General features: G+C 58.0%; 29 protein-coding genes. 22 read left to right on the plus strand and 7 right to left on the minus strand.

Annotation, left to right across the window (positions count from 1 at the left end; genetic code table 11):
• Positions 1-139: 139 nt before the first annotated feature.
• Both ACODR9_RS02840 and ACODR9_RS02845 read right to left on the minus strand, forming a co-directional pair.
• Complete coding sequence (locus ACODR9_RS02840) at positions 140-1090, minus strand: GMP reductase (protein WP_488807495.1); 951 nt, start codon at positions 1088-1090, stop codon at positions 140-142.
• 183 nt (positions 1091-1273) lie between these two features.
• A complete protein-coding gene (locus tag ACODR9_RS02845; protein ID WP_488807496.1) occupies positions 1274-1924 on the minus strand; it encodes a nucleotide-binding protein in 651 nt (216 codons plus the stop codon).
• A gap of 104 nt (positions 1925-2028) precedes the next feature.
• Here ACODR9_RS02845 and ACODR9_RS02850 point away from each other — a divergent pair, with 104 nt between their 5' ends.
• The gene (locus ACODR9_RS02850; protein ID WP_488807497.1) at positions 2029-2688 is read left to right on the plus strand and encodes an HAD family hydrolase; all 660 of its coding nucleotides are present in this window, start codon (positions 2029-2031) and stop codon (positions 2686-2688) included.
• Positions 2689-2752: 64 nt separating this feature from the next.
• Here the strand turns inward: ACODR9_RS02850 and ACODR9_RS02855 are convergent, their stop codons facing one another.
• Positions 2753-3682, minus strand: coding sequence for an exopolyphosphatase (locus ACODR9_RS02855; protein ID WP_488807498.1), 930 nt, complete (start codon positions 3680-3682; stop codon positions 2753-2755).
• 79 nt (positions 3683-3761) lie between these two features.
• On the minus strand, positions 3762-4352 hold the full coding sequence (locus tag ACODR9_RS02860) for an IMPACT family protein (RefSeq protein WP_488807499.1): 591 nt from the start codon (positions 4350-4352) through the stop codon (positions 3762-3764).
• 103 nt (positions 4353-4455) lie between these two features.
• Here ACODR9_RS02860 and ACODR9_RS02865 point away from each other — a divergent pair, with 103 nt between their 5' ends.
• The 15 genes from ACODR9_RS02865 to ACODR9_RS02935 all read left to right on the plus strand — a co-directional run bounded on the left by ACODR9_RS02865 (position 4456) and on the right by ACODR9_RS02935 (position 15694).
• On the plus strand, positions 4456-4584 hold the full coding sequence (locus ACODR9_RS02865; RefSeq protein WP_488807500.1) for a hypothetical protein: 129 nt from the start codon (positions 4456-4458) through the stop codon (positions 4582-4584).
• Positions 4585-4663: 79 nt separating this feature from the next.
• Positions 4664-5089, plus strand: coding sequence for an NfeD family protein (locus ACODR9_RS02870; protein ID WP_488807501.1), 426 nt, complete (start codon positions 4664-4666; stop codon positions 5087-5089).
• Between the two features lie 2 nt (positions 5090-5091).
• A complete protein-coding gene (locus ACODR9_RS02875) occupies positions 5092-6033 on the plus strand; it encodes an SPFH domain-containing protein (protein WP_287877333.1) in 942 nt (313 codons plus the stop codon).
• Between the two features lie 68 nt (positions 6034-6101).
• Positions 6102-6635, plus strand: coding sequence for a septation protein A (locus ACODR9_RS02880; RefSeq protein ID WP_488807502.1), 534 nt, complete (start codon positions 6102-6104; stop codon positions 6633-6635).
• Entirely contained in the window at positions 6635-6937 is a 303-nt protein-coding gene (locus ACODR9_RS02885; protein ID WP_488807503.1) for a YciI family protein, read from the plus strand. Before ACODR9_RS02880 ends, ACODR9_RS02885 begins: the two co-directional genes overlap by 1 nt.
• Entirely contained in the window at positions 6934-7200 is a 267-nt protein-coding gene (locus tag ACODR9_RS02890; protein ID WP_488807504.1) for a BolA family protein, read from the plus strand. Before ACODR9_RS02885 ends, ACODR9_RS02890 begins: the two co-directional genes overlap by 4 nt.
• Positions 7201-7218: 18 nt before the next feature.
• Positions 7219-8007, plus strand: a complete 789-nt coding sequence (locus ACODR9_RS02895) for a peptidylprolyl isomerase (RefSeq protein WP_488807505.1) — start codon at positions 7219-7221, stop codon at positions 8005-8007.
• 33 nt (positions 8008-8040) lie between these two features.
• Complete coding sequence (locus tag ACODR9_RS02900) at positions 8041-8823, plus strand: peptidylprolyl isomerase (protein WP_488807506.1); 783 nt, start codon at positions 8041-8043, stop codon at positions 8821-8823.
• 414 nt (positions 8824-9237) lie between these two features.
• Positions 9238-9846: a CDP-alcohol phosphatidyltransferase family protein gene (locus ACODR9_RS02905; RefSeq protein WP_488807507.1), complete on the plus strand. Its 609-nt coding sequence runs from the start codon at positions 9238-9240 to the stop codon at positions 9844-9846.
• Positions 9839-10786: a phosphatidate cytidylyltransferase gene (locus ACODR9_RS02910; RefSeq protein ID WP_488807508.1), complete on the plus strand. Its 948-nt coding sequence runs from the start codon at positions 9839-9841 to the stop codon at positions 10784-10786. The genes ACODR9_RS02905 and ACODR9_RS02910 overlap by 8 nt, the downstream gene beginning before the upstream one ends.
• Positions 10787-10793: 7 nt before the next feature.
• On the plus strand, positions 10794-11447 hold the full coding sequence (locus ACODR9_RS02915) for a lysophospholipid acyltransferase family protein (protein ID WP_488807509.1): 654 nt from the start codon (positions 10794-10796) through the stop codon (positions 11445-11447).
• A gap of 24 nt (positions 11448-11471) precedes the next feature.
• On the plus strand, positions 11472-13265 hold the full coding sequence (locus tag ACODR9_RS02920) for a bifunctional alpha/beta hydrolase/class I SAM-dependent methyltransferase (RefSeq protein WP_488807510.1): 1794 nt from the start codon (positions 11472-11474) through the stop codon (positions 13263-13265).
• The gene (locus ACODR9_RS02925) at positions 13262-14590 is read left to right on the plus strand and encodes a phosphatase PAP2/dual specificity phosphatase family protein (RefSeq protein ID WP_488807511.1); all 1329 of its coding nucleotides are present in this window, start codon (positions 13262-13264) and stop codon (positions 14588-14590) included. The genes ACODR9_RS02920 and ACODR9_RS02925 overlap by 4 nt, the downstream gene beginning before the upstream one ends.
• A complete protein-coding gene (locus ACODR9_RS02930; protein ID WP_488807512.1) occupies positions 14580-14972 on the plus strand; it encodes a hypothetical protein in 393 nt (130 codons plus the stop codon). The genes ACODR9_RS02925 and ACODR9_RS02930 overlap by 11 nt, the downstream gene beginning before the upstream one ends.
• Before the next feature lie 140 nt (positions 14973-15112).
• A complete protein-coding gene (locus ACODR9_RS02935; RefSeq protein WP_488807513.1) occupies positions 15113-15694 on the plus strand; it encodes a LysE family translocator in 582 nt (193 codons plus the stop codon).
• Between the two features lie 10 nt (positions 15695-15704).
• On the opposite strand, the gene ACODR9_RS02940 is transcribed toward ACODR9_RS02935, so the two are convergent.
• Positions 15705-16508, minus strand: a complete 804-nt coding sequence (locus ACODR9_RS02940) for an AraC family transcriptional regulator (RefSeq protein WP_488807514.1) — start codon at positions 16506-16508, stop codon at positions 15705-15707.
• A gap of 105 nt (positions 16509-16613) precedes the next feature.
• Positions 16614-19115 carry an EAL domain-containing protein gene (locus tag ACODR9_RS02945; protein WP_488807515.1) on the minus strand — a complete coding sequence of 834 codons (2502 nt, stop codon included), beginning with the start codon at positions 19113-19115 and terminating at the stop codon, positions 16614-16616.
• Positions 19116-19458: 343 nt separating this feature from the next.
• Between ACODR9_RS02945 and ACODR9_RS02950 the strand changes: the two genes are divergently transcribed.
• The 6 genes from ACODR9_RS02950 (at position 19459) to ACODR9_RS02975 (ending at position 24742) form a co-directional block, all read left to right on the plus strand.
• The gene (locus ACODR9_RS02950) at positions 19459-20583 is read left to right on the plus strand and encodes a hydrogenase small subunit (protein ID WP_488807516.1); all 1125 of its coding nucleotides are present in this window, start codon (positions 19459-19461) and stop codon (positions 20581-20583) included.
• Positions 20583-22373 carry a nickel-dependent hydrogenase large subunit gene (locus tag ACODR9_RS02955; protein WP_488807517.1) on the plus strand — a complete coding sequence of 597 codons (1791 nt, stop codon included), beginning with the start codon at positions 20583-20585 and terminating at the stop codon, positions 22371-22373. The genes ACODR9_RS02950 and ACODR9_RS02955 overlap by 1 nt, the downstream gene beginning before the upstream one ends.
• A 194-nt stretch (positions 22374-22567) precedes the next feature.
• On the plus strand, positions 22568-23275 hold the full coding sequence (gene cybH, locus ACODR9_RS02960; RefSeq protein ID WP_488807518.1) for a Ni/Fe-hydrogenase, b-type cytochrome subunit: 708 nt from the start codon (positions 22568-22570) through the stop codon (positions 23273-23275).
• A 146-nt stretch (positions 23276-23421) separates the two neighbouring features.
• Positions 23422-23709, plus strand: coding sequence for a HigA family addiction module antitoxin (locus tag ACODR9_RS02965; protein ID WP_488807519.1), 288 nt, complete (start codon positions 23422-23424; stop codon positions 23707-23709).
• A 427-nt stretch (positions 23710-24136) separates the two neighbouring features.
• Positions 24137-24415, plus strand: a complete 279-nt coding sequence (locus tag ACODR9_RS02970; protein WP_488807520.1) for a hypothetical protein — start codon at positions 24137-24139, stop codon at positions 24413-24415.
• 90 nt (positions 24416-24505) lie between these two features.
• Complete coding sequence (locus ACODR9_RS02975) at positions 24506-24742, plus strand: hypothetical protein (RefSeq protein WP_488807521.1); 237 nt, start codon at positions 24506-24508, stop codon at positions 24740-24742.
• Between the two features lie 145 nt (positions 24743-24887).
• Here the strand turns inward: ACODR9_RS02975 and ACODR9_RS02980 are convergent, their stop codons facing one another.
• Positions 24888-25760, minus strand: coding sequence for a hypothetical protein (locus ACODR9_RS02980; RefSeq protein WP_488807522.1), 873 nt, complete (start codon positions 25758-25760; stop codon positions 24888-24890).
• Positions 25761-25788 lie beyond the last annotated feature (28 nt).

Here is a 25788-nt window from a genome sequence, read left to right on the forward strand (position 1 = left end):
ACAACATGTTTAATATTAACATTCTAACAACAAAGTCCATGACCCAAAACAAGAAAACTACACCTCACTACCAGACTGCCAAATAAAAAAGCCCGCACAAGCGGGCTGTTTGCTGTACTGCAGGCAGATGCCACCGGTTTTAGCGGGGTACCTGGATCATCTCCACTGCTTTCAGTGCTGCCAGATCACGGCCACCGGCATAGCTGACCGAGGACTGCAGGTCTTCTTTCAGTTCACGCAGTAGTTTGCCGATGCTGCCCTTGTACTCCACCAGGATTTTCTTGCCTTCCACATTGACGTACGCGCCCTTGTTGAACTGGGAAGCGCTGCCAAAGTATTCCTTGTAATGCTTGCCGTTGATTTCGACAATCTCTCCCGCCGATTCGTCATAACCGGCAAACAGCGAACCGGCCATGATCATGCGGGCACCGCAGGCCAGCGCCTTGGCCATGTCGCCATGTTCCACGATGCCGCCATCGGCAATCACCGGCACGCTAACTGCCGATACACAATCGCGCACGGTAGAAATCATGGGGCGATGGAAGCCCGTTTTGTTCTTGGTAATGCATACCCGGCCACCGGCAATGCCGGCCTTGATGGCATCGCAGCCCCAGCTTTCCAGGTCGCGGGCGGCCTCGGCGGTGGCAATATTGCCGCCAATCAGGAAGCTGCCCGGAAAGCTAGCCTTGATGTGTTTGATCATGCGCTCGGCCTTGACGCACCAGGCATTGGCCACATCCAGGGTAATGTATTCAGGGGTGAGGCCAGCGGCTTTCAACTCGGCCAGCTGTTGCAGGGTGTCGTCGTTGACGCCGACACTGATGGAGGCAAACAGGCCCTTTTCCTGCATGGCTGCGGTAAAGCGGCAGGCATCCACATTGAAGCGGTGCATGGTGTAGAACCAGCCCAGGCGAGCAAAGGCTTCGCAGGTTTCCTCGTCTACCACCGATTTCATATTGGAGGGGTAGATGGGCATGTCAAAGCGGCGCGGCCCGAATTGAACCGAGGTGTCGCATTCCTTGCGGCTGTCGACAATGGTTTTTCTCGGGACGAGGTACACGTCGCCATAGTTCAGTTCGGTATTCATCATGCAAGTATTCCCTTCAGGCGGTAGACGATAAAAATGCAGGGGCCCCAATAAAAAGCGGGAGCCACATGGGCTCCCGCTTACGGATTCTCCTGCGCCGCCATTCTGTTGGCTCGCACGCAATTACCGGCTGACTCTACGCCGCCAATATCTTCACGTCAAGCAATGGATGCTTCGCATGAAGATTTATTTATCAAACCAGCAAGGCTCATCCTGCTCGCCCAGCCAACTCAGGATGGGCTGCCACGCTTCACGGTCTTTCTTGGTGCGCGACTCCGGCAAGTCAAACAAGGTCATGCCCGATGCCGCCGCCTGGACGTATAACTGGGTGTCCCGCAGCCAGCTGAGTACCGGCACATCGTGATCCGCCAGAAAACGCTCCAGCTCTTTGGCCGAGCGGGTACGCGGATCCACCCGCATGCCCACCACTGCCATGAATACCTTGTTCTTGCGAATGGCTTTTTCCGCCAGCAATTGCTCGAAAAACTCGCCACTGGCCCACATGTCGAAAGGGGAAGGTTGAATCGGTATCAGGATGCGCTCAACACGGGACACCAGCGCTGCCATTTTCTTGCCATGCAAACCGGCACCGCTGTCCAGAATCACCACCTCGGTGCCCTTGGGCGGCTTGGCCGGTGCACCGGCTGCCACTTCCCAGCCCTGAATGCGCGGCAGGCTGTCTGCGCGCTGCTGCAACCAGCGCAGGGAGGATTGCTGACGATCCACGTCGCCCAGCATGACATTACGACCGGAACTGGCAAAGTAACCAGCCAGATTGGTGGCTAGAGTCGACTTGCCGCTCCCGCCCTTGGGATTCGCTACCAGCACAGACTGCACACAGACCCCCCGATTGCTTGGTGATCAACCACTATACCAGAGTCATTACCCTTGCAGGCAGCCGCCTGCCGCATTAGGCTGACACGCCGGAGGAAAGCAAATCAATGAAACCAAGCATGCAAGCCATCCTGTTTGATATGGATGGACTGATGATCGATACCGAGAGCATCAGCGGTCAGTCCTGGCTGCGCGCTGCTGCCGAAGTCGGGGTAGAGATTCCCGAAGCGGTCATCCTGGGCATGGTGGGCCTGTCGGTCACCAAAAGCCTGGACTATGTGGCCGCGCACTTTCAGGACCGCACGCTGGCAGAAACACTCAGCCAGCATTGCCGTCGCCACTATCGCGAGCTGTTGACCAACGGCGAACTCAAGCTCAAGGACGGCATTATCGAGGTACTGGACTGGGTAGAAGGTAACGCCCTGCCCCGCGCCGTGGCCACCTCCACCCAGCGCCAGATGTGCGACCTGAAACTGCGGCGCAGCGGCCTTGGCCCTTATTTCCACCACACCGTTGCCGGTGATGAAGTGGCCAACACCAAGCCCGCCCCCGATGTCTATCTGGCTGCCGCTGCCAGACTGCAGATCGCGCCACAACACTGCGTGGTGCTGGAGGACTCGCTGACCGGCATGCAGGCCGGTCTGGCTGCCGGCATGCGGGTGATTCTGGTGCCGGATATGGTCAAGCCAGAAGCACATCAAACCACCGCTGCGCTGGCGGTATGCGAGGATCTGCACCAGGCACTGGAGATACTCAAGACGCTGTAATGGCAAGCCATCCCAGATAGAAAAAAGCCGCCAATATGGCGGCTTTTTCATGGCAGGAGCGACCTCAACCCTGCGCGCGAATACGCGAAATCAGCTCGTCACGAATGTCTTCATACTGATCAACGCTGACCTGGCAAGTCCCGGCGGCTTCATGGCCACCACCGCCGTATTGCAGCATCAGCGCCCCCACATTGGTACGGCAGCTGCGGTCGATGATGGATTTGCCGGTGGCAAACACGATGTTCTGCTTGTTCAGGCCCCACATCATGTGAATGGAAATATTGCACTGCGGGTACATGGCATACACCAGGAAGCGGTTGGCCGGGCAGATGGTTTCTTCCAACAGCAGGTTCAGCAGCACCAGATTGCCATGCACCTTGGCACAGCGTTCAATCTGCTCGCGTGCCTGATCCTGATACTGCATGTACAGTTCCACCCGTTCCTTCACATCCGGCAAGGCCAGGATCTGTTCGATGGTGTGATCCCGGCAGTAGCCGATCAGATCCATCATCAACTGATAATTGCTGACGGTGAAACTGCGGAAACGGCCCAGCCCGGTGCGGGCATCCATCAGGTAGTTGAGCAGCACCCAACCAGTGGGATTGAGGATTTCATCGCGGCTGAACTGGGCGGAGTCGGCCTTGTCCACCGCGTCCATCATCTCATCGCTGATGCGGGGAAAAGCCTGTTTGCCACCAAAGTGGTCGTATACCACACGAGCAGCGGATGGTGCGGCCGGGTCGATGATGTGGTTGGCATGCTGCCCGTTACGCAGGGTTTCAGACAGATGATGGTCGAACGCCAGGTAGGCACCAGGCACATACGGCAGATTGGTGGTGATGTCCCGCTCGGTAATTTCGATTTTCCCGTCCTGCATGTCCTTGGGGTGAACGAACTTGATGTCGTTTACCATGCCAAGCTCATTCAACAGAACGGCACACACCAGGCCATCAAAATCACTGCGCGTCACCAAACGATATTGCTGCTGCGACATTCATTTCTCCCCGTAAACAAGATTCCGTTCCGCCAGATCCTGCGATTATCCGTCGCCCCCGTGCATCAGGGCGACAGGCTCAATTCTCATGCGTCATGAAATATACCTCACCGGCCAGCAGATCATGCAAGCGCATTTGCAAGGTCTTGCACGCGAGGGCAGGCAGACTCAAGGTCAATTCCACCTGTTCGGCATAGCTGGCCTGTGTCACCGTAATCTGCAAAACCTCGCAATGCCGGCGAAAACGAGACTCGTCGGCAAATGCCATGCGGGCGCGGCACTGCTGCATCTTTACTACCGGCAACAGCTGCGCTTGCTGCAACGCCTCGTTCACTGCCTGGGTATAGGCCCGCACCAGGCCGCCAGCACCCAGCTTCACCCCACCAAAATAACGTACCACCACCGCCAGCACATTGTGCAATTCCTTGTGCATCAACACGTTATACATGGGCCGGGCGGCGGTACCGGATGGCTCGCCGTCATCATCCAGCATGGAGTCGCCATCCACCAGCAGCACCGTGCAGTAATGCCGTGCATCAGGATAGCTGGCACGCAAGTCGGCCAGATGCTGCATGGCTTGTTCGCGCCGCTCAACGGGGTAAATGTGGGCTAGAAAACGGCTCTTTTTGATGTCGATTTCTGCAGCAACCGGGGCTGCCAATTGAAACATTTATACTTGTCCTGAAGTCTTAGTTAACAGTATTGCCTGCATGGTAACGCGCTTTGCTGCCGGCGTACGCCGTGATCCTGATTCCTGGCCAGGAGACTAAATCATGACCCTGCTGCTGATTTCCCTGACATTGCTGGCTGAGGCACTGTGGCTGGCGCTGGACAAATTCTGGCTTGATCCAGCACAAGCTGCCGTACTACTGAGCACCCTTCCGGACCGGGATCATTGCTGAAAGCAGTTGTCTTGGGCGCATTTCGGCATGAGAATGCCTAATCTTTCGTCATGAAAGCGGTTTAACCTTGACTCATACCATGTGGCTGATCGCTGCCTTGCTGGCGCTGGTGACTGAATTCATGACCGGCACTTTTTACCTGCTGATGCTGGCATTGGCACTGGCCGTAGGCGGCGTTGCCAGCCTGCTGGGCGCGGACGAAGCCACCAGCTGGTGGCTGGCCAGCCTGAGCGGCATTGCCGGGGTAGCCGGTGTTGCCCGCTGGCGTGGCCGCCGCGCCAGCAACGGCGGCACAGCCCGCAATGCTAACGATCCGGACATCGGCCAGCCGGTTCGCATCATCGCCCTGCAGGACGAGAGCATGGCTCGCGTCCACTATCGCGGTACCGAGTGGCAGGCCTGTCTTACCGGCCACGGTCCTTGGCATGTCGGGCAAACAGCCCACATCACAGGCCGCGACGGAAACGTACTGCTACTTTCTTCCACCCATACGGAAACAAGATAACCATGGAATTCGTCATCGTCCTGTTCATTGCCGTGATGGTATTCATCATCAAGGCGGTCAAGGTGGTTCCGCAGCAGCATGCCTACATTGTCGAGCGCCTGGGCCGCTATCACGCCACGCTGACGCCGGGGCTGAACATCCTGATTCCTTTCGTCGACCGCCTCGCCTACAAGCACAGCCTGAAAGAAGTACCGCTGGATGTACCCAGCCAGATTTGCATCACGCGCGATAACACCCAGCTGAAGGTGGACGGCATCCTGTACTTCCAGGTAACCGATCCGCAGCGTGCCTCCTATGGCACCAGCGACTATCTGCTGGCCATCACCCAACTGTCGCAAACCACCCTGCGCTCGGTCATCGGCAAGATGGAGCTGGACAAAACCTTCGAAGAACGCGATGAAATCAACCAGATCGTGGTGGCCTCGCTGGATGAAGCCGCCATCAACTGGGGCGTGAAGGTGCTGCGCTATGAAATCAAGGACCTGGTTCCCCCGCAAGACATCCTGCATTCAATGCAGGCCCAAATTACCGCCGAACGGGAAAAGCGCGCCCGCATTGCCCAGTCCGAAGGCGTGAAGATGGAGCAGATCAACCTGGCCAACGGTGCGCGTGAAGCTGCCATCCAGAAGTCCCAGGGTGAAATGCAGGCCACCATCAATAACTCGGAAGGTAACAAGCAGGCCGCCATCAACAAGGCCCAGGGCGAAGCCGAGGCGCTGCGCCTGGTGGCCGATGCCACCGCCGATGCCGTGCGCCGTGTGGCCGAGGCCGTCAAAGTGGACGGTGGTATCGAGGCAGTCAACTTGAAAGTGGCGGAGCAATACGTCGCGGCCTTTGCCCAGCTGGCCAAACAGAACAACACCGTCATCCTGCCGGCTAATGTAGCCGATGTCAGTTCCCTGGTTGCTACCGCGCTCAGCGTCGTCAAGCAAAGCAATCGTTAACATTTAGCGCATGACAGCAGCCTTGTCCTGTCTTGTATAACAGGCAGGCTGCCCCCATAATCAGCCGCATGAAATTCTTATCCGACTTCCTTCCGGTAGCCCTGTTTTTCGGCAGTTACCTGATCACGCACGACATGTTCCTGGCCACCAAGGTTCTGGTGGCGGCTACCGCCCTGCTGTTTGCCTGGACCTGGTTCAAGCACCGCAAGGTGGATGCCATGCAATGGATCAACCTGGTGCTCAGCGTGGTGCTGGGTGCGGCTACCGTGATTTCCCACAATGACCTGTTCATCATCTGGAAATTCACCGTGCTGTACTGGCTGATGGCCATTGCGCTGCTGGTTAGCGATCTGATGGGCAAGAACGGCCTGAAACTGCTGATGGGTGAACAAATCCAGCTGCCACCCCTCATCTGGCGCAAGCTGGCCTATGCTTGGGCGCTGTTCTTTGCCTGCATGGGCGCACTCAACCTGTATGTGGCTTTTAATTTCAGCCGCGAAATCTGGCTGAGCTTCAAACTGTTTGGCAGCCTGGGCCTGATGCTGGTGTTTGTGGTGGCACAGAGCCTGTTCCTGTCCAAATACATCGAGGAAAAGAAATAATGCTGTATATCATCAGTGGCCAGGACCACCCCGGCTCTCTGGACAAACGCCTTGCCGCCCGTCCGGAACATCTGGCCCGCCTTGCTGCCTTGCAAGAGCAAGGCCGTCTGCTGCTGGCCGGCCCCTGCCCGGCCATCGACAGCGTGGACCCTGGTAGTGCCGGCTTTACCGGCAGCCTGATCGTGGCAGAGTTTCCCAGCCTGGAAGAAGCCCGCAACTGGGCCGATGCCGACCCCTATGTCGCCGCTGGCGTCTACGCAGCGGTTGAAGTCAAGCCCTTCCGCAAGGTATTCCCGGCATGAGCGATACCGTCGCCCTGCTGCAGGCAGCCCTGCAGGCGCTGGCACCGGAGCATCTGGAAATTCAGGATGACAGCGACGCCCATGCTGGCCACGCTGGCGCACGCTCTGGTGGCGGCCATTTCGATGTGCTGATTGTCTCCAACCGCTTTGCCGGCCTGAACAGCGTGGCGCGCCACCGTCTGGTGTATGCCACGCTGGGCGATCTGATGAAAACCCGGGTGCATGCACTGGCCATCCGCGCACTGACACCTGAAGAACTTTGACCCGAGGAAGAATCGCCAATGAAAATGACTAATATTGCCGCCCTGTTGCTGGCTGCCTCCATCAGCATTCCGGCTATGGCCGAATCCATTGCCATGGTCAATGGCAAAGCCATCGACAAGACCGACCTGGACAACGCAGTTGCCATTGTCGTGCAGAACGGTAATGGCAATGTGCAGGACTCCCCAGCGCTGCGCCAGCAGGTCAAGGACACCCTGATCAACCGTGAAGTCATCCTGCAGGAAGCCCAGAACCGCAAGCTGGACCAGCAGCCGGCCTTCATCAAACGCATGGATGAAGTGCGTCAGGACATGCTGCGCGAAGCGCTGTTTGCCGATCTGCTGAAAAACCTGCCCATCAGCGATGCCCAGCTGCAAGAGCGTTACAACCAGACCCAAAGCAAGTTTGCCGGCACCAAGGACATCCACGCCCGCCAGATTACCGTGGGCAGCGAAGCCGATGCGCTCAAGATTATCGACAGCCTGAAAAAGGGCGCCAAGTTTGAGGACTTGGCCAAGGCACGTTCGCTGGATCCGGTTGCCAAGCAAAACGGTGGCGACATGGGCTGGGGCAACCTGGCACGTATGGAACCGCAACTGGCCGAGCTGCTGAAAGATCTGAAAAAAGGCCAGTACAGCAGCAAGCCGATGCAGACCCGCGTGGGCTGGATCGTGTTCAAGGTAGAAGATATCCGCGACGCCAAACTGCCGCCGCTGGCTGAAGTAAAACCACAAATCGAGCGTCAGCTGCAGGAAGAAGCCATTGCCAAGGCAGTGGACGATCTGCGCAGCAAGGCGAAAATCCAGTAACTCCACAACACAGTAACAACAGGAACCAACATCATGCGCAAGACTTTGCTGGCAAGCGCCCTGCTGGCCGCTCTGAGTACCGCCGCCGTTTTTGCTGCCGGCCCGTCCGTGAATGGCACTGAAATTTCCCCGGCCCGTATCGACGCCGTGGTACAGATGATGGCTGCCCAGGGTCAGCCTGCCGACGACAAGACCAAGGACATGGTCAAGGATCAACTGATCACCGCCGAAGTGCTGCGTCAGGAAGCCATCAAGAAGGGCATCGACAAGACTGCCGACTTCAAGGCCGAACTGCAAAACATGGAAGCCATGGCACTGGCCAACCGTGTGATCAAGGACTTCCAGAAAGCCAATCCGGTAACCGACGATCAGCTGAAGGCTGAATACGACAAGCTGGTGGCTTCCGTACCGGAAACCAAGCAATACCACGCCCGCCACATTCTGGTTGGCAGCGAAGCCGAAGCCAAGGCCGTGATCGAATCCCTGCGCAAGGGCAAGGCCTTCGACCTGCTGGCCAAGGAAAAATCCAAAGATCCGGGCAGCAAGGGTAACGGTGGCGATCTGGGCTGGCAGGAAGCTGGCACTTTTGTCCCTGAGTTCTCCGACGCCATGGCCAAGCTGAGCAAGGGCCAGGTTACTGCCAAGCCGGTAAAAACCCAGTTTGGCTGGCACGTAATCAAGCTGGACGACGTGCGCACCGAGCGCAATGTACCGTCGCTGGATGACGCACGTCCGCAACTGACCCAGCGCATCATGGGTGGCCGCATCGAGAAATACGTCGGCGACTTGAAAGCCCAGGCCAAGATCCAGCAGTAACACCCTGCCCTCTGGCAAAAAAAAGAGATGCTACGGCATCTCTTTTTTATTTGCTTGCGCACCGATTTTATTCAATCTCCTCCAGCCCCAGCTGCCTGCCCGCGAAAACCCGCCAATAGACGACAAGCGCGGCTGCCCTGGCATAAATCCCTATTCCAGTTTCTCTCCGCCGGCCCTTACAGTCACACCTCTGGCTATCTCAACGGCTTAGCCGGACAGCAAGCCCGGCTCATCCCCTGAACACGCCCTGAGCTGCCCTCCCGGCTACTGACGCATCAATACAGCTGGCCTAAGTAATAACCGCACAAGTACCGCGATCATTTGCCCCTTGTGATTTGGGCTGTCAAAATCCCCTTGTCATCATTTTTTCATTTTGCTGCGTGCCGGGCGCCCTGCCGCTTCGGCCAACTTTCCATGCCAAGCATTTACGATCTCAAATCCCGCTTTCAGAACTTGCTGCGCCCTCTGTTGAATTCACTGGTTCAAGCCGGCATCACCGCCAATCAGGTCACGCTGACCGCCATGCTGGCTTCCATTGCCTACGGTCTTTGGCTATGGCTGGATTCATCCCAGCCTCTGGCCTGGTTGCTGCTGCCCTTGTTTCTGTTCCTACGCATGGCGCTGAATGCCATTGACGGCATGCTGGCGCGTGAATTTGGTCAGCAATCACGTCTTGGCGGCATTCTCAATGAAGTAGGCGATGTGGTGTCCGACGCCGCGCTCTATCTCCCCTTTGCCGTGCTGAGCGCTCACCCGGTACTGGTAGCGCTGGCCGTGCTGCTGGCAATGCTGACCGAATTCGTTGGCGTACTTGGACCAAATCTTGGTGCGCCGCGCCGTTACGACGGGCCGATGGGCAAGAGCGACCGCGCCTTCTGGTACGGCGCCTTCGCGCTGCTGGTGGGCCTGATGCCGACTGCCGCCGCCTACGCCGACTGGCTATTTGGCCTTACCGCCCTCTTGATGCTACTGACTGTGTTCAATCGCACCCGCGCCATTCTGAAAGAAGGTCTTCATGTTTAAGCTGTTGTTACCAGCGCCGCTCCTGTGGGCACTTGGCGGCGTATTTGTCCTGCTGGTGCTGGCCAGCGTTGCCATCCGCGTGCTGGAAGCGCGCAAGCCGGAAAAAAACTGGCTGGAACTGAAACTGCGCATCAAGACCTGGTGGTGGATTGTCGGCTGTTTCTCGCTGACCTTGCTAGGCAGCGTCCCGCTGGCACTGGTGGTATTTGCGCTGATCAGCTTCCTGGCGCTCAAGGAATACCTGACGCTGTGCGCCACCCGCACCGCCGACCACGTGGTGCTGTTTTGGGCCTATCTGAGCATTCCGCTGCAGTACTACTGGCTGGGTATTCACTGGTACGGCATGTTCATCATCTTTATCCCGGTTTACATCTTCTTGTTTGTACCCATGCGCATGGTGCTGATCGGTGAGACGCAGGGCTTTCTTAAGGCGGCGGCGTCGCTGCAATGGGGGCTGATGATCAGCGTGTTCTGTCTGAGCCACATGGCGGCGGTGCTGACCCTGCCGCAACTGACCGGCATCGGCGTACCGGCGCAGGGGGCGATGATGCTGTTTTATCTGGTCGCGCTGACCCAATTGAACGATGTGGCGCAATACCTGTGGGGCAAGTCCTTCGGCAAACGCAAGATTGCGCCCAAGGTATCGCCTAACAAGACCCTGGCCGGGCTTCTTGGCGGCGTACTCACCACCGGCCTGCTCGGCTGGCTGCTCGGTCCGCTGCTGACGCCGTTCAGTCCGCTCCATGCCGCACTGGCAGGTTTGCTGATCGGCTCGATGGGCTTCATCGGCGACATTGTCATTTCGGCAGTGAAGCGCGACATCGGCGTAAAGGATTCCGGTCGTCTGCTGCCAGGCCACGGCGGCATTCTGGACCGTCTGGACTCGCTCACTTATACCGCGCCGCTGTTCTTCCATTACGTGCACTACCTGTATTTCTGAGCGCCATATGAAGAATCTGCTGCGTATTCTCTTTGTCATGCTGCTGGCAAGGCCGGTGGTGCGTCTGTGGCTGGGTTTGACGGTACGGCACCAGGAGCGGCTGCCCAGTGCCGGCCCGGCCATCGTCATTGCCAACCACAACAGCCATCTGGATATTCTGGCGCTCTACAGCCTGTTTCCACTGGCGCTGATTCCACGTGTACGCCCAGCCGCTGCTGCGGATTACTTTCTGAAGAACCGCTGGATGGCCTGGTTCGCCACCAATGTGGTGGGCATCATCCCGGTGGTGCGCGGCGGCGTGGGCTCGGGCCGTGACCCGCTGGCAGGTTGCCGGCAGGCACTGGAAGCCGGCGAGATTCTGGTGCTGTTTCCCGAAGGCACACGCGGAGAGCCAGAAGCGCTGTCTGAAATCAAATCCGGCATCTGGTATCTGCTACGGGACTTCCCCGACATCCCGGTCGTGCCGGTCTATCTGCACGGCCTTGGCCGGGCCATGGGCCGTGGTCAGTGGTTGCCGGTGCCCTTCTTCGTCGATGTCGCCGTGGGGCGCTCCCTATGCTGGCAGGTGGATAAGGACGCCTTCCGTACCCACATTCGCGACACCTTTTTGCAGTTGAAACAGAAAACCTTGCCTGCAGAACCAGACCCGAACAACAACTGACCAGATAACCGAAAGGTATCTGCCATGCGACAAGCCCTGGAATCTCGCTTCACCAGTTTTGATGGACAATCGCTGTTCTACCGCCACTGGCCGGCCATTACCGACGTGCCAGCACCGCGCACCATCCTGCTGCTACACCGTGGTCATGAGCACTCTGGCCGACTGCAACATGTGGTGGACGAGCTTGGGCTGCCAGATACGCAAGTTTTCGCCTGGGATGCACGTGGCCATGGCCGCAATGACGGGCCGCGTGGCTTCAGCCCCAGCATTGGCACCACGATTCGCGATCTGGAACAGTTTGTCTGCCACCTGCGGCGGGAGCACGGTGTGCGGGTGGAAGAACTGGTGGTCATTGCACAAAGCGTGGGCGCAGTATTGGCTGCTGCCTGGGTGCATGATTACGCACCACGCCTGCGCGCGCTGATCCTGGCCTCACCGGCGTTCAAGGTAAAGCTCTATGTGCCTTTCGCCCGCCCTAGCCTGCGCCTGATGCACAAGCTGCGCGGCAATTTCTTCGTCAATTCCTATGTGAAGGCCAAATTCCTCACTCACGATCCGGCACGCATTGCCTCCTACAATAACGACCCACTGATCACGCGGCCCATTTCGGCCAATATCCTGCTGGCACTCTACGACACGGCCGAGCGCATCATCGCCGATGCCGGTGCGATTACCGTGCCAACGCAACTGCTGATTTCCGGAGCTGATTTCGTGGTGCACAAGGCACCCCAGGAAACCTTTTTTCAAAACCTGGGCAGCGCCTGCAAGGAACGCCACGAACTAGCCGGCTTTTACCACGACACCCTGGGCGAACGCGATCGCGCCTTAGCCTTCGACAAGATCCGCGCCTTCATTCAGCGGGTGGAAGCCGGCGTGCCCAAACCATCCCTGCGGGCTGCAGACCAGCATGGTTACACGGCGGACGAATTCAACCAGCTTCAGCAACCACTCTCTGCGCTGTCACCCAAGCGCTGGAACTTAGCGCTTACCCGCCTGACGCTGGCCACGCTGGGCCGGCTGTCTGATGGTATCCGGCTGGGCTGGCAAACCGGTTTCGATTCCGGCAGCACATTGGACTATGTCTATCGCAACCAGGCTTCCGGAATCACCCCACTGGGCCGCTTCGGCGACCTCATGTATCTGAACAGCATAGGCTGGCGTGGCATTAGGCAACGCAAACTGCACCTGCAGGAACTGATCTCCCAAGCCATCGCGCAACTGAAACAAGCCGGCATGCCGGTACGGCTGGTGGACATCGCTGCCGGCCATGGCCGCTACGTGCTTGACGCGCTGGTGAACAATGCTGACCACGTGGAGCACCTGCAACTACGTGACTACAGCGATATCAACGTGACTGCCGGACGCCAGCTGATTGCACAACGCGGCTTGCAGGACAAGGCACGCTTCGATCAGGGCGACGCTTTCGATGCTGCCGATCTCGCTGCACTGCAACCACGCCCCACGCTGGCCATCGTCTCCGGCCTGTATGAACTGTTTCCTGGCAATGGCGGGATACGCGACTCGCTGGCCGGTCTTGCCGCCGCCGTGCCGCCAGGCGGTTATCTGATCTACACCAACCAACCCTGGCACCCTCAGCTGGAAATGATCGCACGCACGCTGACCAGTCATCGCGGTGGTACAAACTGGGTTATGCGACGGCGTACGCAAGAAGAAATGGATCAACTGGTGGCAGAGGCTGGTTTCGACAAAATCAGCCAGTGTATCGATGAATGGGGCATCTTCAGCGTGGCCATTGCCCGCCGCCTGCCCGCAGTACCGGACCAACTGCAGCCAGCACAGGCGCAGGCCAAGGCATGAACCTGCCCGCCAACCGGCACCTATGGCCAGAAGCCCTGCTGTGGCTGGCATTGCTGGGGCCGACCTTCTTTGTGCTGTACGGCATGGCCAATCACTACGCCGCCAGCCTGCCAGCCAGTGCAGTAGGGAATATTGCACTGGACTGGGAGCGCTACACGCCACTGTGGCCATGGACTATCCTGCCCTATTGGAGCATCGATCTTCTGTACGGCCTCTCGCTCTTCCTCTGTACCCGCCGCAGCGAATTGCGCCGCCACGCACTACGGCTGCTGAGTGTTACCGTGCTGTCCTGCCTGCTGTTTGTGCTGTATCCGCTACGCTGCAATTTTGAGCGCCCGCTACTGCATGGATGGGAAGGCCAGCTATTCACTTTGCTAAGCGGATTTGACCAACCGTTCAATCAGGCCCCCTCGCTGCACATCAGCCTGCTGACGGTGCTGTGGCTGCGCTATGCCGTGCATACGCCACCGCGCTGGCGCTGGCTGCTACATGGCTGGTTCGCACTGATCGGGGTATCAGTACTGACCACCTGGCAACATCATTTTCTCGATGTACCCACTGGCTTCGCACTGGGCATCGTGGTGTGCTACCTCATTCCCATCCCGCTGCCACCTTATGCCCAGGCGGCTGCCATTGAGCATGCACACCGCCGCCAGCTAAGCATGCGTTATGCCCTAGGCGCACTGACGCTGGCCCTGGCCGCATATTGGCTGCAAGCTTGGTACTGGCTGCTGCTCTGGCCTGCACTGAGCCTGGCCCTGCTGGCTTTCGGCTATGCCAGCTGCGGCGTCAAGGTTTGGCAAAAAGTCGATGGCCGGCACAGATTGCCCGCGCGCTGCCTGTTTTTGCCGCTGACGCTGATCATGCGGCAGTTTCATGCCCGGTTGTTGCACGGACATTCAGATGCCAGCTTGATTGCAGATAATGTCTGGATAGGCCCAGCCATTGCCGCGCGTGAAACACGCTTTCACAGCGTCCTGGACCTGGCGGCGGAATACTGCCGACAGGCACACCCAGCGGCCCGCTACCTGGATTTCCCCCTGCTGGATTTGCTTTTGCCAGATCATGCCAGCCTGCAAAATGCAGTTGCGCAACTGGAAACCTTGCGGCGTTCCACCCCCGGCCCGCTACTTGTCCATTGTGCACTGGGCATGAGCCGCAGTGCCGCCGTGATCATGGCCTGGCTGGTGATGACAGAACGCTGTACCGATCTGGCACAGGCCAAACAAGCATTACTGGCCCAGGGACGCAAGGTTGTGCTGTCACCACAGCAATGGCACTGGCTCCATATTTGCTGCACCCCGGCAAGCCGTCATGATGCCTGATGCACCAACACTCCGCCTGCATGCCGTTGTCTTGCGCAGCACACGCTGGCTGCTATGGCCGGCACCCTGCCTTATATTGCTGGCCAGTCTGCGCCATGCAGAAACGCCGCTGCTGGTCGCTGCCGTCGCCGCCATGCTAGGGCAAAGCTGGTTTTGCTGGAGATTGCAACTGGATGCAGCACTACTGGCAGCACTGGACAATGCCAACAGCCTGACTGCTGTGGATTACACAATAAGCGGCTTATTCGGCAAATCCATGCCAGCACGAGATTTTAAGCAAAGACAAAACGGCATACGCCGCTTGTTAGTCCGCTTCTTCGTGACAACAGCCCTGTGCTGGTTACTGGCCATTCTTGCCATGCTCCTGCCCGCAACCTGGTAGAGCGGGTAAATTTCACCCAAGCGGCAGAACCCCGCCAGCCACAGCGGGTAACGGTACCGGCCAAGTGGGTGATTTTGTTCAATACCGTGCAGGCCCAGCACCCTATCTTCGAAGACTGTTCCCACCCTCCGAGGATAGACATGCAAGTTTTACTCTCCATGGCCGCCTTTGCGCTGGCCGCTTCCATCTCACCAGGTCCGGTCAATATCGTGGCCTTCGGCTGCGGTGCCAGCCACGGTTTTCTACCCAGTCTGCGTCATGTCAGTGGGGCCACCATCGGTTTTACTGCTTTATTCCTGCTGACTGGCCTGGGCCTTGCCGAACTATTGGCCGGGCTGCCAGCGGCCAGCGGGCTAATCCAATACGCCGGCGTGGCCTTCCTGCTGTATCTGGCCTGGAAGCTGGCCAGTGACAATGGCGAACTGGGTGATGCCCGCCAACGCCCTTCATTCCGCCAAGGTGCGTTGATGCAATGGCTGAACCCCAAGGCCTGGCTGGCCTCGCTGGCGGGCATGGGGGCGTTTGCCAGTCATGGCGATGCCCTGCTGGTATGGCGCTTTGCCGCCATCTATTTTGTCATCTGCTATCTGTCGATTGCCTGCTGGGCCTGGGCCGGGGCGCGTCTGCAACAGCATTTGCGCCAGCCGGCGCGCATGCGCATGTTCAATCGCCTACTGGCCTTGCTACTGGCCAGCAGCGCGCTGTATCTGCTGTTGGAATGAAGCCGATGAATCAGCCACTGCTGCGGCTGTACTGGCCGGGTGTGGCCGCCACCAGCCGCTTGAAGGTGCGCTGAAAGTGGGCCTGATCAGCAAAGCCCAGGGTCTGGGCGACCTGGGCGATGGACTGGCCGCTGCGCAGTAGTGCCTTGCCGCGCCGGATGCGCCTATCCAGCAGATATTCATGCGGCGTCATGTGATAACGCTGACGGAAGGCGCGGATCAGGTAAGAGGCGGACAAGGACGATGCGGCGCAGATGTCTTCCAGCCGCAGGTCTGAGGCGTATTGATCATCGATATAGTCCGCCACCCGCTGCAAGCGCCGATGCTGCTCTGCGTTGCAGGGCTGCACGGTCTGCAGCCGGGTGTGCAACTGACTGAAAAAGGCGGTCGCCGCCTCCTGCTTGCCCAGCGTGGCCATGTCCGGTGTCCGGCAAATGGCCACCAGTTGCCCCAGATCGCGGAACAAGCCGGCATCCTCACTCAGGCGCGGACGAAAGCAGTGAAAATCCTGATTGGCACTCAGCCCAAGCTCAACTTGCAACTGCGCCAGCCAGGCGGTATCCACATACAGCATGTGGTAGGACCAGGCCTGATTGGCAATCGGGTTGCAGGCATGCACTTCGCCGGGGTTCATCAACACCACGCTGCCATTTGCCACCTGATAACGATCTTGCAAACTCAGATAGTTGCTGACGCCACCGGTGATGGCACCAATGGAAAAATGCTCGTGCGAATGGCGGGCATAACACACCTGCCGCCCGTCCTGTACGGTGCGGATTTCCAGAAACGGCAAAGCGGGGTCACGCCAGAACAAAGGGAGGTGCTGGGTGTTTGTCGCGCAGCGGTTAGCAGATGGACGGGGCATCTGCCCAGCATAACGCAGCGGCCGCCTGACCGCTACGTCATCATGCGGTGTGCATCAAGCCTGCTGCGCCTGCAGCAGACCCTCAAAGATAGCGGCGGGAACCGGTTTGCTGAACAGATAACCCTGACCGCAATTGCAACCTTGCTCCACCAAAAACTGGCGCTGCTCGTCCAGCTCCACCCCTTCGGCCACCAGATCCAGCCCCAGGCTGCGGGCAATCGAAATAATGGCCTGAGTGATGGCGGCATCGTCACGGTCCTGATGCAGGTCCATGATGAAGCTCTGGTCGATTTTCAGGCCGCGTACCGGCAAGCGCTTGAGGTAGGACAGGCTGGAATACCCGGTGCCAAAATCGTCAATGGAAAGATAGATGCCCAGCGCCTGCAGCCGGTGCAATACTTCCACCATGCCGCTATCTTCATCCATGGCCACGCTTTCAGTGATTTCCAGCTCCAGCGCGCTGCTGGGCAAGGCATAGCGTTCCAGCATGCTGGCTACGGTATCGACAATGCTGGAGTATTTCAGCTGCCTGCCCGACACATTCACGGCAATGCGCCCTTGCAACAGCCCGGCATCGCGCCAGCGGCGGATAGAGGCGCAGCTGCTGTCCAGCACCCACTCGCCAATACTGGTAATCAGCGAGCTTTCTTCGGCAATCGGAATAAACTGCACGGGTGAAATCAGCCCCATGTCCGGGTGCCGCCAGCGCAGCAGCGCCTCGGCCCCGATAATGCGGCCGGATGACAGCTCCACCTTGGGCTGATACCACACCTCCAGTTCGTCCTGCGCCAGTGCACGGTGCAGGCTGTACTCCATTTTCAGCCGCTCGATCGCCCGGGCATTCATATCCGCCGTGTAGAACTGGAAATTGTTTTTGCCGCGCTCTTTGGCCCGGTACATGGCGGTATCGGCATTCACCAGCAGGGCATCGGCCATGCCGCCATCTTCGGGGAACATGCTGATACCGATGCTGGCCGAGATGAACACCCCCTGCCCGGCCACGGTGGATTCTGCCGAAATGGCATCCAGAATGCTCTGCGCCCGGCTGGCCACCTGCTGTACGGTGACGATGTTTTCCAGCAGTACGGTGAATTCGTCGCCAGACAGCCTGGACACGGTGGATAGGGTGGGGGCAATGCGCTGCAGCTCGCTGGCGATGCGTACCAGCAGTTCATCCCCGGCATGGTGGCCCAGGGTATCGTTCACCATTTTGAAACGGTCAAGATCGATAAACAGCAAGGCAAAGCGGCGGTCGTACTGGCGTGCCTGCTCCACGGCGGATTGCAGTTTCTCGATGAACAGCGTGCGGTTGGGCAGGCCGGTCAGCGCATCATGGTTGGCCAGAAAATGCAGTCTTTCCTCGGCCTGCTTGCGCTGGGTGATATCGGAAAAAACCGCCACGTAATGCAGGCACTCACCAAGCTCGTCGCGGATGGCGGTAATGCTGAGGTGTTCGGTGTACAGCAGGCCGTTCTTGCGGCGGTTCACCACCTCGCCCTGCCAGGAGCCATCATTACGCAGGCAACGCCACAGGTATTCGTAAAATTCGGGAGACTGTTTGCCAGATTTGAGCAGCGCCGGTGTCTTGCCGATGGCCTCTTCGCGACTGTAACCGGTGATGCGGGTGAATGCCGGGTTGACCGACTGGATAAAGCCATTGCCATCAGTAATGACAATGCCTTCCATGGTGGCTTCAAATACCTTGTCCGCCAGCAGCAGGCTTTGGCGCGACTGAATCAGCGCTTCGTCCCTTTCGCGCAGCGCCCCGTGCAGTTCCAGCAGGAATTCGTGCTCGATGCTCTGGATGATTTCCTTAAAGCCGACAATATGCACCAGCCGTTCTTCGGCATCGAATACCGCCAGATGGCGAATCTGGTGCTGCAGGATCACCCGCCGCGCTTGCAACAGGCTGGTGCTGACCGACACGCCGATCACCGGGCGGGTGCAGATTTCACCCAGTTCGGTATGACCACGACCAGAAGCAACCAACCCCACCACATCGCGCTGGGTGAGAATGCCATAGCTGCCATCGGCAAACTGCACGCCGATAGCCGTCAGCTCCTGTTCGCGCATATTGACCAGCGCTGCCGACAGGCTGTCACTGGACTGCAGCACCACGGCGGGGCGGGCCTGGATGCCATCCAGCCGTTTCAGCCCCAGAAAAGCCTCAGTCCCCTGACACAGCACAACATCGGATAACGATACCAGCCCGATGATTTCACCATTTTTCTCCACCAGGGCGTGACGGATGCAATTACTGCGAAAGTGTCCCACCACGTCGTGCACGCTCAAGTGATGCGGCATGGTCACCACCGGGGTGCTCATGACATCGCGGATGGGCAGACAGCGGGAGGCCTCGTCGGTCAGGTCGATCGACAAGGCATCGGTTTCGGTCCAGATACCCACGGCCTGGCCGGTGGCGGAGAACACCACAATGGAGCCACAGCCGCTTTGCACCATCATGGCTGCTGCTTCGTGAACCAGGGTCTCCGGTGTGCAACTGAGAATATCAGTCGAGGCAATTTGCTCTATGGGCTGCATCAGCGGAGACATCATCGAACACCTGTAAGCGATTTACTGTTCATTACAGCGGCATTATACATTTTCTACTTAATGCCCTGTAGCTGACATCGGTATTTTATTCATCGCGAATGCCTGCGTTTTATTTTCCACTTAGCCGCAAAACTGCAAACAAAGTTTACAGCGCGTTTTCCAGGCTGCATGGCAAACCCCTGTTTTCTCACTCTTTTTCATGCTGGCAACCCTGGCACGGAAATTGAAAACCATGAACAGGTTGCAACACAGCCAGCCTGTCCGGACAGATCACTAAAAACGCAGATCCGGCACAACAAGAAAACACATTAAATGCCATATGCATGGCATGGAGGAGCGTAAACACATGGAGACTTTCTATCAAGCCATGCGTCGCCAGGGCGTGACACGGCGCAGCTTTCTGAAGTTCTGCAGCCTGACCGCCACCTCGCTGGGCCTGGGCTCGGCTTTTGTCCCCCGCATTGCCTATGCACTGGAAACCAAGCCGCGCGTGCCGGTGATCTGGCTGCACGGCCTGGAATGCACCTGCTGTACCGAGTCCTTTATCCGCTCTGCCCACCCGCTGGCCAAGGATGCCATCCTGTCGCTGATCTCGCTGGATTACGACGACACCATCATGGCTGCCGCCGGGCATCAGGCCGAGGCCATCCTGGACGACCTGATCAAGAACCACAAAGGCAATTACATCGTGGCCGTGGAAGGCAACCCGCCGCTCAATGAAGACGGCATGTACTGCTTCCCCGGTGGCGAACCCTTTGTGGAAAAACTCAAGCGCGTTTCGGCTGATGCCAAGGCGTTGATCGCCTGGGGTTCCTGTGCCAGCTGGGGCTGCGTGCAAGCCGCCAAGCCCAACCCCACCCGCGCCACCCCGGTACATCAGGTGATTCTGGACAAGCCGGTAATCAAGGTGCCGGGCTGTCCGCCGATTCCGGAAGTCATGGCCGCCGTCATCACCTATATGGTCACCTTCGACAAGATTCCGGAACTGGACCGCCAGGGCCGACCCAAGATGTTCTACGGCCAGCGCATCCATGATAAATGCTATCGCCGTCCGCACTTTGACGCCGGTCAGTTTGTCGAGAGCTGGGACGACGAAGGCGCGCGCAAGGGCTACTGCCTGTACAAAATGGGCTGTAAAGGCCCCACCACCTATAACGCCTGTTCCACCGTGCGCTGGAACGACGGCGTGTCCTTCCCCATCCAGTCCGGCCATGGCTGTATCGGTTGCTCGGAAGAAGGCTTCTGGGACAAGGGCTCGTTCTACGACCGCGTCACTTCCATTCCGCAATTCGGCGTGGAAGCCAATGCCGACAAGATCGGCTTTGCCGTGGCCGGTACCGCCGGGGCTGCCATTGCCGCCCATGCCGCCGTCAGCGCCATCAAGAGCACCATGCTGAAGAAGCAGGACCTGCAACCGCTCGACCCCGCCGCCCCCGCACAAAATAAAGACAAGAACGAGGAGAACGTCTGATGTCCTACCAGACCCAAGGTTTTACCCTGGACAATAGCGGCCGCCGCGTGGTGGTGGACCCGGTCACCCGCATCGAAGGCCACCTGCGCTGCGAAGTGAACATCGACAGCAACAACATCATCACCAATGCCGTGTCCACCGGCACCATGTGGCGCGGCCTGGAAGTGATTCTCAAGGGCCGCGACCCGCGTGACGCCTGGGCCTTTGTCGAGCGTATTTGCGGTGTGTGCACCGGCACCCACGCGCTGACTTCGGTACGCGCCGTGGAAGACGCGCTGAAGATCAAGATTCCAGACAATGCCAACCTGATCCGCAACCTGATGCAGGCCACGCTGTATGTGCACGACCACCTGGTGCACTTCTACCACCTGCACGCGCTGGACTGGGTGGACGTGGTGTCCGCCCTCAAGGCCGACCCGAAAAAAACCAGCGAGCTGGCACAGAGCATTTCCGACTGGCCCATGTCCAGCCCCGGCTATTTCCGTGACCTGCAATCGCGGCTGAAGCGCTTTGTTGAATCCGGCCAGCTGGGCCCCTTCCGCAATGGTTACTGGGGTCACCCGGCGATGAAACTACCGCCGGAAGCCAACCTGATGGCGGTGGCGCATTATCTGGAAGCGCTGGATTTCCAGAAAGACATCGTCAAGATCCACACCATTTTTGGCGGCAAAAACCCCCACCCCAACTGGCTGGTGGGCGGCATGCCCTGCGCCATCAATATCGATGACGTGGGCGCAGTCGGTGCCATCAATATGGAGCGGCTGAATCTGGTATCGCAGATTATCGACCGCACCATCACCTTCTGCGAGCAGGTGTATATCCCGGACGTGATCGCCATTGCCGGCTTCTACAAGGACTGGGCCTCCATCGGCGGCGGTCTGGCCAGCCAGAGCGTGATGTCCTACGGCGACTTCCCCGACCATGCCAACGACTACAGCGAAAGCAGCCTGCTGCTGCCGCGCGGTGCCATCATCAATGGCAAGTTCAACGAAATCCACCCGATCGACCTGTACGCCCCGGATGAAATCCAGGAATTCGTCACCCACAGCTGGTACAGCTATGGCGATGACAGCAAGGGCCTGCACCCCTTCGATGGCATCACCGCGCCCAAATTCGAGCTGGGTGCCAAGCACAAGGGCACCAAAACCCGCATCGAGCAGCTGGACGAATCGGCCAAGTACTCGTGGATCAAGTCGCCGCGCTGGAAGGGCCACGCCATGGAAGTAGGCCCGCTGGCGCGCTACCTGATTGGCTACCACCAGAACAAGCTGGAATTCAAAGAGCCGGTGGACAAGCTGCTGCATGCACTGGGCGCTCCCAAGGAAGCCTTGTTCTCCACCCTGGGCCGCACCGCTGCGCGTGCGCTGGAGTCGTCCTGGGCCGCCAACAAGATGCGCTACTTCTTCGACCGCCTGATCACCAACATCAAGAACGGCGACACCGCCACCGCCAATGTGGAGAAGTGGGACCCGGCCAGCTGGCCCGCCGCCGCCAAGGGCGTGGGCTTTACCGAAGCCCCGCGCGGCGCACTGGGCCACTGGCTGAAGATTGCCGACACCCGCATCGACAGCTACCAGTGCGTGGTGCCCACCACCTGGAATGCCGGTCCGCGCGACGCCAAGGGGCAGATCGGCGCTTACGAAGCCTCGCTGATGGGTACCAAGATGGCGGTGCCGGATCAGCCGCTGGAAATCCTGCGCACCCTGCACAGCTTCGACCCTTGCCTGGCCTGCTCCACCCATGTGATTGGCGAAGACGGCGGCGAGCTGGTGAGTGTGAAAGTACGTTGAGTTCGTCGCGTCCGTCCGCCCGGCGGCACCCCCTGCCAGGCAGACGACACGACGATTGACCAGTCAGCACCGCCCGCTCCCCCCGCAGGCGGTGCTGGCGAACTTCCTGATCGTCCGCCACGCTGGCCGGGGTGCCCATCACTCCCAGGATGGCCGGCAGCGTGGCGGTTCGACGGGAAAACAGGAGATTCAACATGAAAAGCTACGGCTTCGACGGCAACGCCCCGCAGGGCATAGGCCGCAAGGTCACGTCCGTCTATGTATATGAGGCACCGGTGCGCCTGTGGCACTGGATTACCGTGCTATGCATCATCACCCTGTCTGTTACCGGCTACCTGATTGGCAAACCCCTGCCCTCGGTTCCGGGCGAGGCCACCTTCAACTTCGTCATGGGCTATATCCGCTTTGCCCATTTCACCGCCGGCTACATTCTGGCCATCGGCCTGATTGGCCGACTATACTGGGCGCTGGTGGGCAATCACCATGCCCGCGAGATCATTCTGGTGCCGGTATGGGACAAGAACTGGTGGAAGGAATTTTTCTTCGAAGTGCGCTGGTATCTGTTTCTGGAGCGCTACCCGAAGAAATACATCGGCCACAATCCGGTGGGGCAAATCGCCATGGCCACCTTCCTGTGGGCAGCGGTGTTCATGTGCTTTACCGGCTTTGCACTGTACGGTGAAGGACTGGGTACCAAGAGCTGGGCCTATCAGGGTTTTGGCTGGGTGATTTCCGCCTTTGGCGGCAACAGCCTCACCGTGCATAACTGGCACCGGCTGGGCATGTGGTCCATCCTCCTGTTTGTGATGATTCACGTGTATGCCGCCATCCGTGAGGACATCATGTCCAAGCAGAGCATGGTGTCGACCATGATCAGCGGCTTTCGCATGTTCAAAGACTAGAACAGGAAAACGTCAGCAACTGCATCGGCGCACCTTGCCTCTGACGTTTTTATTTTCCTGGTAAGACCGTGGGATTTGCCGAACTGCCGCCAGCACACGCTGGCGGCAAACCAACTCAGCCCAACACACCACTCCAGCACACCGCCATGTCCATTCCGCTCGTCAGTGCCCGCACCCCGCTCCACCCTGGCCGCTTTCTGGACAGCCGTTTTCTGGCACCAGCCAAACTCAGCCAGACCGAGGCGGCACGGCGACTGGGCATCTCGCGGCGGAGACTCAACGAACTGATTGCCGGCAAACGCGGCATCAGCCCGGACACCGCCATCCGGCTGGCCTGTGTGTTTGGCCAGAACGCACAGTTCTGGATGGCACTGCAAAGCGCCTGGGACCTGGCGCAGGCACGCCGCCAACTAAGGCAAGCACGTCGCGTTTAAGCCTTGCATCACCGGCTGACGCAGCCTTGTACTGCATTGCCATCCACGACCCGCGCTCCGTACACCATGACCCGCCTTGCCCCCGCCCGCCTTACCCCCATGTTCCTTGCCTTCCCAAGCGCTGCACTAGATAATCCCCTCCGTGCCGTTCAATAGCGGCACCGGGATTGGCGTCCCGTTCCAGACGGACTTTGCACAAGGCCAAGCTTTGTCGCGTCCGTAACCATTGCACGTCTTCTATGGCGGGCCATGGTGGGAGCCTCTCACGAGGCACCGCTCCTGGAACGGTACGCCAATCCTGCCATGTGCCTGCCACCCCCGATTGGCGTCGGGCGGCAGGTAAACATTCCAGGAGACCATTCATGATTTTCCCTGTTTACTTGCTTGCCGCCTCCGCCCTATGCCAACCAACGGGAGGGCGCAGCTCATGACACACCAAACCACCACACACGTCCTCCCCCTGATGCGCCAACACATCGTACTGCTACAAGCCATGTTGCAGCAGGACCGCTTTGCCGCGCTGCGCTGCCCGGTGCAGGAGTTGGCACGCAGTTTTGATCAGTTGGAATTAGCATTACGGGAGCAGGCCCAGACGCTGGAGGCGGTATTGGCCTTGCTGGCCCTGCATCCGTCTGATGCCTATCGCAGGCACTTGATGCAGGGCTTGCTGGGTTTGCAGCAGCAACAGCAGCAATTGCTGGCGTAAACCCGCGTAGTCACCCGTGCAGAACAGCCCAGCTATTTAATGGATAGGCGGGCTGTTGGCTTAAGGCTTTTTATTCAATAGCGGTGTGCCTTGCACCGAGTCCCGGAAATCGTCCACACCATCATCGACCTGATCGGCCGGAGTACCACTATCAAACTGGTGGAAGCCTACGGCGGCAGCAACTGCCTGGAGCTGGGCCATAACGCCACCGTCAACAACGTGCTGGTGCCCAAATACCGGCCGTGTGACCGCCGGATTGAAGAGACTCTGAATAAGGAGGATGACCTTGCCCCGCTGAGTGATACCGGGCAAGGATTGTTGTTCTGAATGAAAAATGGCCCGAACAGGGCCATTCTCACTTCGATTTAACTATTCCAACGGCTCACACAATCAACAGAAAAACTAAAATACTCCATTGCTTTCAACAACCTAAAGCAAGCTTTATTATTAAACAAACCCTAAAACAATTGAATCAGACTTCAAATTCCACAAATTTACTTTCAACTTCACCATACTCTTCGCATATGATTTTAATGATAACACTATGCTTACCACTAAATAAGAAACACATCTTGTATCTATCAGAAAAAATCTTACTTCGCGTATGAAGCAACTCATCCATCTTAATGGTAACTTTCCCACCATCTAACCACATATCCCAATCCCTATTAATTTCTGGTATTTTGGGGATAATACTTACACTCGGGGAGATCGCCGACCTTGCATTAAATAGATTATCTAAAATATCTTGACGTTTCTTGTCATACAAATCCAAGCCTCTCACTCTAGCACCATAATATTTAGCCCTAGCACGCTCCAGAGGATTTTTCGGAATAGGACTTACTGGCATCGAAAATTCTTTATCACCATCAAAAACAAAAATGCCAGGCGAAAACACAACATCCACATAAAGATTATTAGCCTTCGACGTACCCATATTAGAGACTTTAATAACAAGTGGCATCGAGTTATTTTTTATTTTGAAAATTCTCTCACATTCACTATTATATCTATCCAACTCATCTTGCTTCGGAATTGAATTATTATACAATTCCAAGTCATCGCCTGAAACGTAATCTCTTAGAAATAGATCCACATCTTCAGGCCCAATAGGCACCACCATTTCAACTGGCACATAAGAAGATAAGGCACCATCAAAAGCAGGGGACTTCACCATCACATCTATGATCGGTGACTTTAATGATAGCTTTGACTCCAACTCCACCAACCTATCTCTCAAATCTCTATTTTCCTTACTCAAAGCTGTTAATTCATTCGACAAAGCCTCTTCATTTCCTGCATTACTGCCTCTAACCCATTGAATCGCCCCTTCTTTCCTAGACACTTCGAGAGCCTCACACTAGGCCCCACAA

The sequence above is a fragment of the Aquitalea sp. FG25 genome (genome assembly GCF_057809375.1).